The organism is Kitasatospora azatica KCTC 9699, from assembly GCF_000744785.1.
In the GTDB taxonomy this organism is placed as follows: Bacteria; Actinomycetota; Actinomycetes; order Streptomycetales; family Streptomycetaceae; genus Kitasatospora; species Kitasatospora azatica.
This window is the reverse complement of sequence record NZ_JQMO01000002.1, coordinates 2,190,615-2,206,100: the sequence shown is the minus strand read 5'-3', so window position 1 is coordinate 2,206,100 and position 15,486 is coordinate 2,190,615. Positions and strand designations below refer to the sequence as shown.

Sequence of the window (15,486 nt, the reverse complement as noted above, 5' to 3'; positions counted from 1 at the left end):
TGGAGGTGGAGACACTGCGCCGCGCCCGTAGCAGGGTGGGACGCTGACCAGGAGGAAAAGCGTCCTCGCTGGAAGGCGCAGCCCACCATGAATCAGGTCGGAGCGGGCGAGCTGAATCCACCAGGTCGGGCGCGGTGATCGGATCCGGGTTCCGGGCACGCGGTCGGCCTGAGCTTGTCGGTCGACCCGCAGGTGCGGAACCTTCCCGGCAGTCTGGTCAACATCTACCGGGAGATGGGCCAGGACCTCGGCACTCCGCCGCCCAGCAACGGTGACCTGACGCCGTGGACCCGGCAGGGGGTGCTGCTGCTCAACCGGGCGCTGACCACCGCGCCCGGCAAGCCGGCGGCGCACCGCGGCAAGGGCTGGGAGGAGGTCACCGAGCAGGCGATCCGCGCCCTGGTGGCGCGCGGCGGCCCGCTGGTGGCGATCCTCTGGGGCCGCGACGCCCGCAACCTGCGCCCGCTGCTGGGCCAGGTGCCGCGGCGATCGAGTCGGCGCACCCCAGCCCGATGTCGGCCGACCGCGGCTTCTTCGGCTCGCGGCCTTTCAGCCGCGCGAACGACCTGCTGATCAAGCAGGGCGCGCAGCCCGTGGACTGGAGCATGTCCTAGCTAGTGCCGCGTCAGGCAACCTTCGCCCCGTCGCGACGCCCGGCACGCACTCTCGCCGCACCGGCCGAAAGCCCAAGTACGTCCAGTACGAGGACTTCCGGCCGGCACGCCGAGAGCACGCACCGGACGCCGCTCCTTGACGGGCAAAGGTTGCCTGACGCGGCACTAGCGATGGACTCGTTCCTTGTAGTCGGCCTTGTCGCACCTCGGCGGTCGACCTCCGTGGGAGCCATCGTGCAGCCGATTCCGCGTCTACGCAGGTAGGCGCGGTTCGCGCGGGAGCCGTACGCCCTGTCGATGGCGGGTCCGAGCAGGGCGAGGGCAGTGCCAGCGGTGCCTTCCAGGAAGGCGGGCCCGACCGAGGCGAGCAGCCGCTGGGCTTGCGATGGGTGCTGCCGACGACGCGTTCTCGCGCCGCTCAGGCGGGAGTTGGGACGAGATCGAGACGGATCGGGGACTGCCGCAACACTCGGGCGTCGGTACTGTTGCACACAGGTTGCTTGCTCGGGGAGGGCACATGACCGATCGTCTGGTGGTCGATTTCGGCTCGATGGATCAGCTGCACACGGGACTTGGCGCGAGCGCCGACCGTCTGGAGGAGTGGCTCACCGACTTGGACCAGGCACTGGAGCGGATCGCCCGCTCCTGGCAGGGCGAGGCGCACGACGCCTTCTACGCCGCGTTCGCCCACTGGCGCGGCACCTCGCGTGAACTGCACGCGGATCTGCGCAAGTTGCACGAGCTGACCGGTACCGCACACGGGAACTACCGCGCCGCGCAGAGCGCCAACCGCGCTATCTGGCGGAATGTATGACGGCCCGTGCGGTCACCGACGGCGGTGGCGGCGGCCCGATCGCGATCACTCCGGCGGACCTCCAGCAGGCGGCCCTCGCCTTCGCGGGCGGTCAGGACAAACTGGACGCCGCCTGCTCGGCCCTCAACTCCGTGCTGCAGAACTCGGCGGGGATGGCAGGCGACGACAAGTGGGGCACGGGATTCGCCAAGAGCTATGACCCGGCGGCCACGAAGCTGTTCGACACGATGTCCGCGGCCGTCCGGGCGCTCGGGCAGGCCTCCACCGCGCTGGTCGGCACGGCGAACAACTACCTCAAGGCTGACCACCACTCGAACGCGTTGCCCTCGGCCCTCGGGCCGGACACCTACCAACCGCCCGCCGTGTACGCCGACATCGTTTACCCGGCGCCGCCGACCTGTGTCGGCCCGGGGAGCAACGACTGGCCACCGCCGCTGGACTCGCACTGGCCCGACGGGCACCAGGACCAGCTGCGGACCGCGGCCGGCGCCTACCGCACGGCAGCAGGCGCGCTGGACGACCTCGCCGGTTCGTTGCAACTCACCGTGCAGGGCCTGACGGACACCAATACCAGCGAGTCGGTGGACGCCATGGGCCGGTTCTGGGGGCACGTCTGGAAGGACGGCGACCCGGGCGGTGGTGCACCGCTCTCCACCGCGAAGCTTGCCTGCACAGTGCTGGCCAAGGCCTGCGACGACTACGCCAACGCGATCGACAAGGCGCACAGCGAGTTCGAGAACCAGCTGGCCGAGGCCGGCATCGCGATCGGCGTGACCACGGCCCTGGGCGTGCTCGGCACGGTGTTCACCCTCGGGATGTCCGACGGTGCGGCGGCCGGCCTGGATGCGGCCGAGGCGGCCGCGATCGTCGGCGGCGCGGACGCGTTGGCCGATGCCGCTCTCACCGACATCGCCGCGGAGGGGGTCGCCACCCTCGACACAGAACTCACGACGGCCGCGGAGAGCGTCCCGGAGCTGGCCACCGCGGATGCCGAGACTGCCGACGTCGAGACGACGCTCGACAAGGAACTGACCGATGCCGAGACCCGTGCGGAGGATCCCGCCGCCGATCCCGCCCAGTTGACTCTGGCCGAGAAGTCGCAGGCGGTCCGCGAGATCCTCACCGACTCCGACGGCAATTTGATAGGCGAGGAGAGCGCGACGGGGGTGCGCATGGTCACGCAGGAACAGGTCGACCAGGTGAAGCAGGAGCTCTACGACCGCCTCGGGCCGCCGGAGACCAGGACGCTACCAAAGGGTAACCTTGAGAATTGGCAGCTTTCCGGCGACCCGAAGGTCACCATCTCGTTCCGGGACTTCTCCGACTCGGGTGGCGATACGATCGACTTCAACAACGTCCCTGACCTGCCGGTCAAGCGTCTGCACATTCCGCAATCCTGAGAGGCTGGAATGATGTTCACCCCCTCGGAGTATCTCGAGGAGTTCTCCTACCTGAGCGACTACGTCCGCGAGGACTGGCTCGGGTTCTCGGTGATCACGGGCGCCGCGGCGAAGCTGCTCGGTGACGAGTACTCGGTCCCGGCGGAGCGGGAGTTGTGCCTGCGGCTGATCCGCGACCTGCTCGCCGAGGGCGCCCGTGCAGGCGACTTCAGCGAGGCCCTCCCGGGCAACCCGTTCGTACCATGGGAGTTGGACGCGGCCGGCACACTGGCCCGGATCCGGGCGGAGCTGGAGGCACTGGGGAAGTCGCCCGACTCCGGGGACGTCTGCTGGTTCCGGACGGTCTGACCGAGTGGTGTAAGCGGGTCCGAGGTCGGGTCGACGCCGGCGCGTGGCCGGAGTTGCATCAGTGATCGGTGGTTCCCCTGACACGGGATCATGGCGCCCTCGTCCCCCGCCGAGACTGATCGGTCCGGTCTCGTACTCGGCTGCGACAGTCCCGCCGAAGCCGGTGAGGGCGGCGAACATGTCGGTCGGGTCGATGTCCGATCGGATGCTCCCGGTGGCGGTCGCGGCGTCCGGGAGCGAGGCGAGGGCGGTCATCATCCCCCACGCGGTGCGCAGCCGATGTCCCGTCGCAGCTTTCGTCTGCCACTCATACCGCCGATAAAAGTATTAGTAATAGTCCCCCTGGGGGATTTTTCCGCCTAAGAAAAGGCGCGCAGCGATAAACGCTGGGGGCATCTATAGAATGCCGATGGCATTAACCCGCTCATCATTCTGACGAGCCTCGACATGAGGGCTTCCATGTGCGAAGAAAGCACGGCTTCGCTCCGTCCGGAAGGTTTGACATGAGGGAGTTCAACGCCTCCTGGGGCTACCCGCAGTGCCAGACCGTGAACGGGCCTGTGGAAGTGCGACATGTTCGGCCCGCATCCCGGTGGTGGACGGGCGCCACGACATAGTGGAGTTGTTCATGACAGCGAATGTCCGTGCGGTCGGCGCGAAGACAGCTGGCGGACCCCGCAGACGCACCGGCCTGCCGGTCGTGGCCGGCGCTCTCGTGATGGCCGCCGTCGCCGCGTGCGGCAGCGGTGGAACGGGCGGGTCCGCCGGAGGCTTCCATCCGGTGAAGCAGACCGGCGGCACTTTGACGGTATGGGTGGACTCCACCCGCCTGGCGGCCGCCAAGCTGTACCAGCAGGAGCACCCCGAGGTGAAGATGGACATCGTCACCTACGACGGGGACGCCAACGGCTCCGGCTACCTGCGCACCAAGGTCGACCTGTTCAACCGCACCGGCAAGGGCTGGCCGGACGTGGTCTTCAGCAGTCAGAACAACGAGACCACCTGGGCCGTGGACGCCGGCTTCACCGCCCCACTGAACAAGGGCCTCATCCCCGACTCAACGCTGTCCAAATGGGCGAAGGACGCCAACGTTCCCTGTACGGTCAACGGCACGTTGTACTGCCTGCGCAACGACCTGGCCCAGACGGTGCTGTGGTACAACGCGCCACTGATGAAGAAATGGGGCTACCAGGTCCCGCAGACCTGGGAGCAGTACCAGGCGCTCGGGCAGCAGGTGGCCGCCGAACACCCCGGGTATCTGGTGGGTTCGGTCGGCGACGCCTTCGCACCCGAGATCTACATGTGGGCGAGCAAGTGCGGGGCCAACCAGATCACCGGTCCCAAGACGGTGACGGTCCAAGCCACCGGTGAGAACTGCAAGCGCATGGCGTCGCTGCTCGACACGCTGATCGAGAACAAGACGATGTCGCTGAGCAGCGTCTTCAGCTCGGACTTCGGCAAGAACCAGGCCGACAAGATCCTCCTGATGCCCGGCCCGTCCTGGTTCGGCGGCGCGCTGTTCCAGGACACCTTCAAAACCCCGGCGGGCCAGCTCGCCGTCGCGCCGACGCCCAGATGGTCCGCCGAGGCCGGCACCACCGTGGGCAACGTGGGTGGCGGAACCTGGCTGCTGTCCGCCCACAGCGCGAACCTCGAGGCCGGCACGGCCTTCATGACATGGGTGACGACCTCGGACGATTACCAGGCCGACCTCGCCCCCAGCTACCCCGCCTACCTTCCCGCAGCCGAGCACTGGCTGGCCAAGCAGGCCGCCTCGGGCTACTACGTGGGTGACATCGCCGGACCGCTGCAGGCCGCGGCAGGCCAGGTCTGGCCCGGCTGGGGATACGGCGAGTTCAGTCAGGAAGCCGTCTGGGCAGCCACGATGACCCCCAAGCTGACCGCGGGGGAGTCGATGGTCTCCCTCCTGCCGACCTGGCAGAACGCGATCGTCGACTACGCCCGCGCCGACGGCTACACGGTGACGCAGTGACCTCGCACCACGTCGAGACCGGCCGGGCCACTGCGCGGAGCTTGCGCGCACGGTGGCCCGGCCGGGCCGGGCACGCCTTCGTCGCGCCCTACGTGGTGCTGCTGATCGCCTTCGGCCTGGTGCCGACCGGCTACGCGATCTACTACGCGTTCACCGACGTCGGGGGCTCCTTCACCGGCCTGTCCAACTTCTCCACCGCCGTGAACGATTTTCGGTTCGCTCCCGCCGTCTGGCACCTGGCCCTGTATCTGGTGTGCTGGCTGACGTCGCTGGTCGTCTTCGTCGTCGGCCTCGCTCTCCTGCTGCACCGCTTGGCACTGAAGGGCGTGAGCAGGGCCCTGCGGTTCCTCTACTACGTGCCCGGCGCGCTGGCCGGGGCGGCCGGCGTCATGGTGTGGCTGTTCGTGCTGGACCCCGCGGTCAGTCCCGTCGACTTCCTGCTGCGGGCCCTCGGTTACCACTCCTTCGGCGAGGTCATCGCCCCCGGCCACCTGCCGATCCTGTTCACCCTCATGGCCTTCTGGACCGGGGCGGGCGGCTGGATCGTGGTGATGTACGGAGCGCTGAACAACATCTCGACCGATGTCCTGGAGGCCGCGCGGATCGACGGCGCGGGAGCCTGGCAGACGGCCTGGCGAATCGAGATTCCGCTGCTGCGGAAGTGGATCGTCTACATGGTCGTCCTCGTTTTCGCAGGCGGTACCCAGTTGTTCATCGAACCCCAGTTGCTGTCCCAGGCGAGCTTGGGCGTCGCGGGCCGGGACTACTCGCTCAACCAACTCGCCTACGGTTTCGCGTTCCTGAACAACGACGTCAACACCGCGGCCGCCATTTCGGTCGGGCTCCTGGTGGTCGGACTGGCCGCGACGGGCGTCTTCGTGGCCAGATCAGGGTTCTTCGATGCGGACTGACATCGGGCGGCGCTCCGTCGCCCCCCTCGACCGGCAGGGCGCCGGGGCCGGTCCGGCCGGGAGGACCGGGCGAGGCCGCGTGAACCCGCTGCCGGCCCTGGTGCTGCTGCTGTTCCTCGTCTTCTTCGTGCTGCCGGTGCTCTGGCTGCTGCTGGCCGCCACCAAGACCGACGAGCAGTTGGCGCACAGCAGTCCCCTGTCGTTCGGCTCCCTCCACGCGCTGAAGGCCAACTGGGATTCCCTGACCGCCTACCAGGGTGGCGTGATCTTCACCTGGCTGCGGAATTCGGCCGTCTACTCGTTCGTCGCGCTGGCCATCACCCTGTGCGCGGTGGTACCGGCCGGCTACGCCGTGGCGATGATGGAGTTCCGCGGCCGGCACGTGCTTCTGATCGCCACGCTGGTGGTGATGCTGATGCCGAGCGCCGCCCTGGTCGTACCGCTGTTCCTGGAGCTCAACGTGGTGCACCTGATCGGCTCGATGTGGTCGATCATCCTGCCGTACGCGTTCTACCCGTTCGGGGTGTACCTGACCTACATCTACTTCAGCACGGCCCTGCCCCGGGAACTGCTGGACGCGGCCCGGCTCGACGGCTGCTCGGAATTCGGCGTCTTCCGCCGGATCGCGCTGCCGCTGGCGGCCCCGGTCGTCGCCCTGGTCGGCTTCTTCAGCTTCGTCGCCAACTGGACCAACTACTACCTGCCCTACGTGATGCTGCCGGAGAGCAACCAGTACCCCGTCCAGGTGGGCCTGGGAATACTGCTCAACTCGGTCCCCGAGTTCAACCCGACCGTGGGAACAGTGTCGGTCCAGCGTCCCGAACTGGCCCTGGCCACGCTGCTGGCGATCACGCCCGTCCTGGCCGTCTTCCTGTTCTCCCAGCGGTTCCTGGTCTCCGGCCTGCTCGCCGGCGCCAACAAGAACTGACCCCAGCCGGTCGCCTCGCGTGCCTGAACGGAGTTGTCCCTGATGCATCCCCTCCTCACGGCCTCGGTGCCGCTGCTCGAACCGCCGGGCTGGGCGATCGCGCAGCGCGAGCTGTTCGATCTGCTGGACCGGGCCCGGCGCCGGTTCGCGGCCGACTTCACCGGCCCGGACGGGCGGCTTCGCTACACCGGTGAACTGACCACCCGCGACGGCGCGGACGACTTCTACGAGGTCTTCTTCAACTGGCCGCAGCTCTACCTGCTCGGCGGCTCGGACGACATCCTGCGACAGGCCGAGCGGCACTGGGAGGGCGTCACACACCAGCTGACCGAGCTGGGCATGCTCAAGAACGAGTACGAGCGCGGCTATGACTGGTTCCACCAGGGCGAGAGCCTGCTCCTGCTGTACTTCCTGTGCATGGCCGCCCCCGACCGGTGGGCCGGGCGGGCACTGCGCTTCGCCGACCTGTACGTGAACCCCGCGCACGGCAACTACGACCCCGAACACCGCACCATCCGCCGGCCCCACAACGGCAGCGACCCCGACCGCGAAGGACTCTTCGACGGCGACGCCTACCCCTGGCTGCCGAACGAAGCCCGGACGTACGGCTTCCCGCTCGACTGGATCCTTCCCGCCGGGGCCCCGCAGCCGCCGCTGGAGGCCGACCCGCGCCTCGGCGAGGAGATGCGCCGCCGCATGGGCTCCGGCGACACCGCGGTCAACCTGGCCGCCGCCGGCCTGGTCCACAACGCCTGGATGCTCTCCGGCGAACAGCGCTACGCGGACTGGATCACCGAGTACGTCGGGGCCTGGCGGAACCGCGCCGCCGCCAACGGCGGGATCCTGCCCGACAACGTCGCCCCCGACGGCACGGTCGGCGGCCTGCTGGAGGGTCGCTGGTACGGCGGCCACTACGGCTGGTCCTGGCCGCACGGCTGGTACAGCATCGGGCACGCGGCGATCGTCGCCGCGCTGGCGGGCGCCGCCGTTACCGGCGACGACTCCTACCTGGACCTGGTACGCCCCGCTCTGGACGAGGTCATCTCGCACGGCAAGGTGATGCCCTTCACCGCGGCGGACTCCAGTCTCCGCTCCAAGTGGATCCCCCAGCTCGCCGAGGAGGTACGCACCCCCACCTTCCACGTGCCGCTGCGTTACAAGGACGAAGGCTGGTTCGACTACAACCCCATGCTGATGGCGGTGCCGACCGCGCTGTGGCACCACACGGCGTCGGAGGCCGACCAGCAGCGCATCGAGCGCCTGCGCGCTGCCGCCGGACACGACTGGCGCACGGTCCGCTCCTTCCGCAGCAAGGAGGAAGCCGGGCATGAGGAGCCCTGGCTGGCGTTCCTGGCGGGAGACAATCCGGACTACCCGGAGAAGATCCTGGCCGCCGCCCAGGCCCAGGTACGTCACCGGCTGACCCGGATGGAGCTCTACCGTGACAGGGAGGTGCCTGAAGCCGACATCCACCTGTGGCAGCAGTCCAACCCCGTCGTCACCGAGGCACTGGTCCAACTGACCTGGGGCGGCCCCCAGGTGGTCTACAACGGGGGACTGCAGCAGGCGCGCGTGCGCTACTACGACGCCGCCGCCCGCCGCCCCGGCCTGCCCGTCGGCGTCGCGGCCCTGGTGTCGTCCATCGACCCGGACGCCACGGTCGTCGACCTGGTCAACCTCGACCCCGAACTCGCCCGCTCGGTGATCGTCCAGGCCGGCGCCTTCGCCGAACACACCATCCGCACGGTCGATCACACCGCATGCGAGGACCCCTCCTGGATCGGCGACCTGTACGACTACGGTCACACGGCCCCGACAGTCACCACCCGCACGACGCAGGTCGAAGGGCCCTGGCTACAAGTGGAACTGCCCCGCTCCAGCACGGTCCGCCTCACCCTGCGGCTCGGCCTGCGCACCCAGGCGCCCTCCTACCGCACGCCCTTCGACATGCCCGGGTCGGTACGGCCCTCGGTGTAACTCCCGATCTTGAGAGAACACCTGATGAGCGAGGTGATCGTCTCCGTTGAGGCGGTTGAAGAGGTCCAGCCGGTCGAGCTTTCGCCGCTCATGGCGCTACTGGGGCGTGGGGGTGGTGAGCACCGGTGGGCGGGCCCGCCGGATGGCGGCCCGCAGGTCCTGGGAGTGGCCGTACCGGAAGACGTGCTCGTCGCCGTAGACCGCGAGGAAGAAGACCAGGGCGACGCCCAGGCCGATCACGGACGGGTGGGAGCCGGCGGCGGGTGCCAGGACCGCGGCCATGGCCAGCCACAGGAAGACGTTCGGGGTGTTCTGAGTGATGATCAGGTCGCGGCCGAGCCCGGCGGTCGGGCGCCGCAGCCGCAGGAACGCGACGGTCAGCAGCCGCAGGGCGGCGAGCAGGGCACCGGTGGCGGCCATGACCAGCAGCAGTTGCCAGGCCAGGTGGGGAATGTCGCGGACGTCCGCAGGGGTGAGCGCGAAGGTGGCGAGTCCGGCGAGCGGTACCAGGGCGAGGCCGCCGAGCCAGTTCCAGTTGGTGCTGAGGGCGCCGGCGCGGATGGGGTCACGGCGGCGCAGTACCTGTGCCCCGATTCCGGGCAGGACCAGGGCGACCAGCAGCACGGCGCCGTAGCTGAGCAGCGCCGCACCGAGGCCGCCGCCCGAGTGGGTCTCCCGGGTCGGTGCGATGGCGAGGGCGCCGAGCAGCGCCACCGGCATGACGACCGAGGCGGCGACGGTGTGCCGTACCGCGAAGAAGTAGTCACCTCCCCAGAGCAGGGACAGGGTCGGGGCGATCAGGGCGGGCGGCAGCAGTAGGAACAGCCCGGCGAGTTCGAGCGGCAGGCTGCTGCTCCCACCCCACAGCAGAGCCAGTCCGACGGCGAACCGGGCCAGGAGCAGTGGCAGGGCGGGACGTATGCTGCCCGGCGTATCGCGCAGGGTGTGCGGGTCGACGCGCAATAAGGTGAAGAAGGTCCCCACCCCTAGCAGCAGCGTCATCGAGGTGGCGAACACCCAGGGCGGCACGTGTACGCCGGCGAGCAGTTGGGCGGCGACGCCGGCGGCGGCCGCGAGGGCGACCAGCAGCGGCAGCCGGATCTCGACGATCTCGCCGAGGTCGTTGAGCAGTCCGGCCGCAGCCGGCGCGTTGGCGGCGCGCCGCAGGTCGTCCTCGGTCAGGGGGCGGGCGTTGGGGATCTTCAGATCGCGGTACCGCTCGGGCGGCAGGCCCGCGGCGGCGATCGCGAACATCTCCACGATGTACTTGTGGGCGACGACGACCACGGTGCGCCCGGCGTCGGACGCGGGCAACAGGACGTCGTGGTAGTAGACGGCGACCCGGTCGTACATCTCGCGCCAGCTCTCCCCGCCGGGCGGTCGGCCGGTGTGCGAGTGGAACGCCTCGGAGTAGCCGGCGAAGCCGATGCTCTTCTTGACCAGGCTCTTGTTGCGGCCGCTGAAGATCCCGAAGTCACGTTCCATCAGGGACTCGCTGACGACCAGTCGGTCGGGGCGGTGCTGCTGGCCGGCCATGATGATCTCGGCGGTCCGGCGAGCCCGGCCGAGGGTTGACACGTGCACCTCGTCGAGCTTCAGACCGAGTGCGGTGACCCGCCGAGCGGCCTGCTCGGCCTGGCGGACGCCGAGGTCGGTGAGTGGGGTGTCCAGTTGCCCGGCGAAACGATTCTGTTCGTTGGCCTGGGATTCGCCATGGCGGATGAAGTACAGGGGCATGGGCGTCCTCTGCGCTTGGAGGCGATGTGCGCGGACTTGAGGTGTGCCAGTCAACCCGGGGCCTAGTTGAACAGTCAAGTAAAAGTTAGCGTTCACATTGGGGCGGCCGACCGTGCCCTGACGCGGTAGCCCGGGCGAAAGACGCGCGGCCGGCAGAAACTCGTCCGCCGAATTGAGCGCAGAGCCGTCGGCGAACGTATGAGCGGTAGAACGCGGGCAACGCGCTCCCCGGTCGATCACGGACCCGTGTCACCGGCACTCTTCACCGAACAGGAACACGCAGTGGCTGAAAGCTCCAGAGCGACAGGATTCCCCACGCGCCGCGCGGTAGTGGCGGCCGCGGGCGGTACCGGGTTGGTGGCCGCCCTGGCCGCGTGCTCGGGCAACGACAAGCCGGCGACGGCGCAGGCACCTGCTGCCGGCGACTCCGCATCCGCAGCAGCCGGGATCACGCCGCCGGCGTCCAACAAGCCCGCCCCGACCGCGAGCGACTCGCCGGCCGCGAGCCACTCGCCTGCCGCCGGCGGAGCTCCGCTGGCCAACACCTCGGACATCCCCGTGGGCGGCGGCATGGTCTTCAAGGAGCAGAAGGTCGTCGTGACGCAGCCCGCCCCGGGCGAGTTCAAGGCCTTCTCGGCGGTCTGCACCCATCGAGGCTGCGCGGTCCAGGACGTGGCCGGCGGGACGATCAACTGCCCGTGCCACGGAAGCAAGTTCAAGATCAGCGACGGCAGTGTGGCGAACGGCCCGGCCACCCAGCCGCTGCCGGAAGCCAAGGTGACGGTGTCCGGGAACTCGATCGCTCTCGGCTGACCGCAAGGGAGCGTTGAGCCGCCGTTCGGGAGGCGCGCCGCCGGATCAGGCGGCCGCCGCCCGGACTGCCCGCGCGGCTCGGCCTGCCGACCGTCTGCCTGGCGGTGCCTGCGAAGGCACCCGCTCGAGACCCGCACCGACGCCGCCGAGGTGCAGTGGTTCCCGCCCGGACACAGCCGGGAAACATCGGTGCAATGCCGGCCGCCTAGCTTCCTCCCACGATCGATGTCTACGCGTGGAGACGCGCCCGCTGAAGCAGGCCGGATCCGCGAGCGAGCAAGGAGGGTTGCCGTGCAGCGGAACAACGCTGAGCGAGCTCTGGACAGAAACCGCCCGGGCGAGTCCGACCCGGGTCGGCGGGCGTTCCTGGCGCGGACCCTGGGACTGGGCGGCCTGCTGGTGGCCGGCGGGCCGCTGCTCGCCGCCTGCGGCAGCAGCGGCCCGGCCTCGAGCACCGCCGCCTCCGGGGCGGCCTCCGGCAAGCCCTCCCTCGGCACCGCCGCACTGCGCCTCGGCTGGGTCAAGAACGTGGAGTTCGCGGGCAGTTACCTCGCCGACAGCAAGGGCTACTACGCGGCCGAGGGGTTCAGCAAGGTCACCCTGGTCCCCGGCGGGCCCAGCGCGCCGTCCGCGGAGGCCGACGTCAGCGGCGGCAAGGCGCTGCTCGGCCTGACCTCGCCGGACATCACCGGCGCGGCGATCCTCAAGGGCGCCAAGCTCAAGGTCGTCGCGGCGCAGTACCAGGCGAACCCGTACGCCATCCTCTCGATGGCCTCGAACCCGATCGCGAAGCCGGAGGACATGTACGGCAAGAAGATCGGCGTCCAGGCCATCAACGAGTCGATCTGGAACGCCTTCCTCAAGGCCGCCAAGCTGGACGCCTCGAAGATCACCAAGGTGCCGGTGCAGTTCGACCCCACGCCGCTGACCCAGGGTCAGGTCGACGGCTGGTTCTCCTACATCACCAACGAGCCCAACACCCTGCGGGCCAAGGGCCTCAACGTGGTGACCTTCGCGCTGGCCGACCACGACTACCCGATGGTCAGCTCGGTCTACATCGCCACCGAGGAGGCGATCAAGACCAAGCGCGAGGCGATCAAGGCACTGCTGCGGGCCGAGATCCGCGGCTGGAAGGACAACATCACCGACCCGGTCGCCGGAGCGAAGCTGGCGGTCGGGACCTACGGCAAGGATCTGGGCCTGGACGAGGCCGAGCAGACCCTGGAGTCCAAGTCGGAGAACGCCCTCATCGTCACCGCCGACACCACGAAGAACGGCATCTTCACGGTCACCGACGACCTGGTGGCGAAGAGCATCGCCACCCTCAAGATCGCCGGGGTGGACATCACGTCGGCGCAACTGTTCGACCTCTCGCTGATCAACGAGATCTACAAGGCCGACCCTTCGCTCATCTGAGCCGCCCGAGTCACCTGAGCCGCCCGAGTCACCTGGGCCGCCCGAGTTACTTGAGCCGACTGAGTCACCTGAGCCGACTGAGTCACCTGAGCCACCCATCGCAGGAGTTTCAATGAACCACACCCCGGCGCCCGCCGAAGCCCTCGGGCCTGGCCCAGGCGCGCCGCCGGCCGACGCCCCGTCCGGACTCTCCGTGCGCGACCTGCGCAAGGAGTTCCGGCTGGGCCGAGGGCGGACCACCGCGCTGGACGGCGTGGACCTGGACAGCGCGCAGGGGCAGTTCCTCTCGCTGCTCGGCCCCTCCGGCTGCGGCAAGTCCACCGTGCTGCGCATCCTCGCCGGGCTGGAGGACCCCACCGCTGGCACCGCAACCGTGCACGGCGAGTCACCCCGCACCGTCCAGCAGCGCCACCAGCTCGGCATCGCCTTCCAGGACAGCGCCCTGCTGCCCTGGCGCAGCGTCGAGGCCAACATCCGCCTGCCGCTGGAGATCGCGGGCCTGCGCCCGCAGCCCGAGCAGATCGCCGAGCTGGTCGAGCTGGTCGGACTGACCGGCTTCGAGAAGGCCCGCCCCGCTCAGCTCTCCGGCGGGATGCGCCAACGCGTGGCGATCGCCCGGGCGCTGGTGGTCGAACCCGCGGTGCTGCTGCTGGACGAGCCGTTCGGCGCGCTCGACGACATGACCCGTCAGCGGCTCAACCTGGAACTCCAGCGGATCTGGCAGGCCCGCGCCACCACCACGCTGCTGGTCACCCACTCCATCACCGAGGCCGTGCTGCTCAGCGACACCGTCGCCGTGATGACGCCGCGGCCGGGCCGGATCGCGGCCGTGGTGCCGATCGACCTGCCGCGCCCGCGCACCCCGGAGATGATGCGCACCCCCGAGTTCCACGCCTACCAGGACCAGCTGTCCGAACTGCTCTTCGGCGGCGCGCTCCCGGGCGATGCCAGGTGAGGGCCTCGGTGCGGCGCTGGACGCCGACCGCGGTCGGTGTCGCGGCGCTGCTGGGCCTGTGGACGCTGCTCGCCCTCACGGTGCTCTCCACCGGGGTGCCGACACCGTGGGCGGTGGTCGGCAAACTCTCCTCCGACGGCTGGGCGTTCTACCAGCCGCACCTGAGCCAGACCGGCGGGGAGGCGCTCGCCGGCTACCTGGCGGGCAACGCCGTCGCGCTGCTCTGCGCGCTGCTGGTGCTGCTGGTCCCCGCGCTCGAACGGGTCGTCATGCAGCTCGCCGTCGCCTCCTACTGCATGCCGGTGATCGCCATCGGCCCGCTGCTGGCGCTCACCCTCGACGGTGACCAGCCGATGGTGGTGATGGCCGGGCTCTCGGTCTTCTTCACCACCTTGATCGGCGCACTTCTGGGCCTGCGCTCGGCCGATCCGACCAGCCTGGACCTGGTCCGCGCCTACGGTGGGGGGCGGTGGCAGCAGCTGCGCCGGGTCCGGCTGGCCGCCGCGCTGCCCAGCACGCTGGCGGCGCTGAAGATCTCGGCACCGGCCGCGCTGCTCGGCGCCATCATCGGCGAGTACCTGGGACGGGTGGACAACGGCCTGGGCGTCGCCATGACGATCAGTCAGCAGCAGCTCGACATCCCGCGCACCTGGGGGATCGCGCTGGTCTCGGGCGCCGTCGCGGGACTCGGCTACCTGCTCACTTCTCTGCTCGGGCGCCTCGCCACCCCGTGGGCCCGCGACACCACGGCAGGAGAGGGCCTGTGACCGCCACTGCCGTCGTGCGCCGCCTGCTCGCCGTCGTCGCCTCCGCGGCCCTGGTCGTCGCGGCCTGGTGGGCGTTGGTCAAGGGCTTCAGCCTCGATCCGCTGATCGCCAAGACGCCGCTGGACGTCTGGCACTACCTCAGCAGCGAACCCGACGCCGCCGTGCACCGCTCGCTGCTCGCCCACGGCCTGGGCACCACCCTGCTCGACGCCGTGGTGGGCTTCGTCTCGGGGCTGCTCGCCGCGCTGGTGGTCGCGCTGCTCTTCGTCCTGGTCAAAGCCGTCGAACAGACCTTCCTGCCCCTGGCGTTGACCGTCCGCTCGGTGCCGCTGGTGGCGATGACCCCGCTGATCACCCTGGTCTTCGGCCGGGGCCTGGCCGCCGCCGCCGTGGTGAGCGGCGTGGTGGTCTTCTTCCCCGCGCTGGTGACCATCACCTTCGGCCTGCGCAGCGCCTCCCGCCAGGCGGTCGACCTCTGCCGCGCGTACGGCGCGGGGCCCTGGACGATCGCCCGCCGGGTCCTGCTGCCCAGCGCCCTGCCCGCGCTGTTCGCCGGCGCCCGGGTGGCGGTGCCGGGTGCGATGGTCGGAGCCATGCTGGTGGAGTGGCTGGCCACGGGCAGGGGCCTGGGGTACGCGATGCTCCAGGACGGGTCCACCTTCGAGTACGAGCACCTGTGGGCTGCGGTCGTGCTGCTGACCGTGACCTCGGTGGTGCTGTACTACGCGCTGGCGGCCACGGAGGCGCTGGTGCTGCGCCGGTTCGGCCCGGGGGAGCGGCGGTAGCCGGATTCGCTTCAACGCGGCGGGCGCC

At 69.8% G+C, this 15,486-nt stretch carries 13 protein-coding genes and 1 pseudogene; 13 read left to right on the top strand and 1 reads right to left on the bottom strand.

Going from position 1 to position 15,486, the window contains the following annotated elements:
• Positions 1-144 precede the first annotated feature (144 nt).
• The 8 genes and pseudogenes from BR98_RS10100 to BR98_RS10065 all read left to right on the top strand — a co-directional run.
• Positions 145-614: pseudogene (locus tag BR98_RS10100) on the top strand (uracil-DNA glycosylase); the annotation flags it as partial.
• Between the two features lie 517 nt (positions 615-1,131).
• Positions 1,132-1,428, top strand: coding sequence for a WXG100 family type VII secretion target (locus tag BR98_RS10095; protein WP_035841842.1), 297 nt, complete (start codon positions 1,132-1,134; stop codon positions 1,426-1,428).
• Positions 1,425-2,828 carry a WXG100 family type VII secretion target gene (locus tag BR98_RS10090; RefSeq protein ID WP_035841840.1) on the top strand — a complete coding sequence of 468 codons (1,404 nt, stop codon included), beginning with the start codon at positions 1,425-1,427 and terminating at the stop codon, positions 2,826-2,828. Before BR98_RS10095 ends, BR98_RS10090 begins: the two co-directional genes overlap by 4 nt.
• 12 nt (positions 2,829-2,840) lie before the next feature.
• Complete coding sequence (locus tag BR98_RS10085; protein ID WP_157537572.1) at positions 2,841-3,176, top strand: hypothetical protein; 336 nt, start codon at positions 2,841-2,843, stop codon at positions 3,174-3,176.
• A gap of 628 nt (positions 3,177-3,804) precedes the next feature.
• The gene (locus BR98_RS10080) at positions 3,805-5,169 is read left to right on the top strand and encodes an ABC transporter substrate-binding protein (protein WP_035841838.1); all 1,365 of its coding nucleotides are present in this window, start codon (positions 3,805-3,807) and stop codon (positions 5,167-5,169) included.
• A 41-nt stretch (positions 5,170-5,210) separates the two neighbouring features.
• Complete coding sequence (locus tag BR98_RS10075) at positions 5,211-6,080, top strand: carbohydrate ABC transporter permease (protein WP_051969651.1); 870 nt, start codon at positions 5,211-5,213, stop codon at positions 6,078-6,080.
• Complete coding sequence (locus tag BR98_RS10070; protein ID WP_083976220.1) at positions 6,070-7,008, top strand: carbohydrate ABC transporter permease; 939 nt, start codon at positions 6,070-6,072, stop codon at positions 7,006-7,008. The genes BR98_RS10075 and BR98_RS10070 overlap by 11 nt, the downstream gene beginning before the upstream one ends.
• A gap of 42 nt (positions 7,009-7,050) precedes the next feature.
• Positions 7,051-8,985: a hypothetical protein gene (locus BR98_RS10065; RefSeq protein WP_035841834.1), complete on the top strand. Its 1,935-nt coding sequence runs from the start codon at positions 7,051-7,053 to the stop codon at positions 8,983-8,985.
• A gap of 96 nt (positions 8,986-9,081) precedes the next feature.
• On the opposite strand, the gene BR98_RS36190 is transcribed toward BR98_RS10065, so the two are convergent.
• Positions 9,082-10,722: a histidine phosphatase family protein gene (locus BR98_RS36190; protein ID WP_051969532.1), complete on the bottom strand. Its 1,641-nt coding sequence runs from the start codon at positions 10,720-10,722 to the stop codon at positions 9,082-9,084.
• Between the two features lie 282 nt (positions 10,723-11,004).
• Between BR98_RS36190 and BR98_RS10050 the strand changes: the two genes are divergently transcribed.
• From BR98_RS10050 to BR98_RS10030, 5 genes are all read left to right on the top strand, one after another.
• Complete coding sequence (locus tag BR98_RS10050; RefSeq protein ID WP_035841832.1) at positions 11,005-11,535, top strand: Rieske (2Fe-2S) protein; 531 nt, start codon at positions 11,005-11,007, stop codon at positions 11,533-11,535.
• 291 nt (positions 11,536-11,826) lie between these two features.
• On the top strand, positions 11,827-12,951 hold the full coding sequence (locus tag BR98_RS10045; RefSeq protein ID WP_232247313.1) for an ABC transporter substrate-binding protein: 1,125 nt from the start codon (positions 11,827-11,829) through the stop codon (positions 12,949-12,951).
• Positions 12,952-13,063: 112 nt separating this feature from the next.
• Positions 13,064-13,906 carry an ABC transporter ATP-binding protein gene (locus tag BR98_RS10040; protein ID WP_035841830.1) on the top strand — a complete coding sequence of 281 codons (843 nt, stop codon included), beginning with the start codon at positions 13,064-13,066 and terminating at the stop codon, positions 13,904-13,906.
• A gap of 8 nt (positions 13,907-13,914) precedes the next feature.
• Positions 13,915-14,673, top strand: coding sequence for an ABC transporter permease (locus BR98_RS10035; protein WP_035841828.1), 759 nt, complete (start codon positions 13,915-13,917; stop codon positions 14,671-14,673).
• Positions 14,670-15,458, top strand: a complete 789-nt coding sequence (locus tag BR98_RS10030) for an ABC transporter permease (RefSeq protein ID WP_035841826.1) — start codon at positions 14,670-14,672, stop codon at positions 15,456-15,458. Before BR98_RS10035 ends, BR98_RS10030 begins: the two co-directional genes overlap by 4 nt.
• Positions 15,459-15,486: the final 28 nt, after the last annotated feature.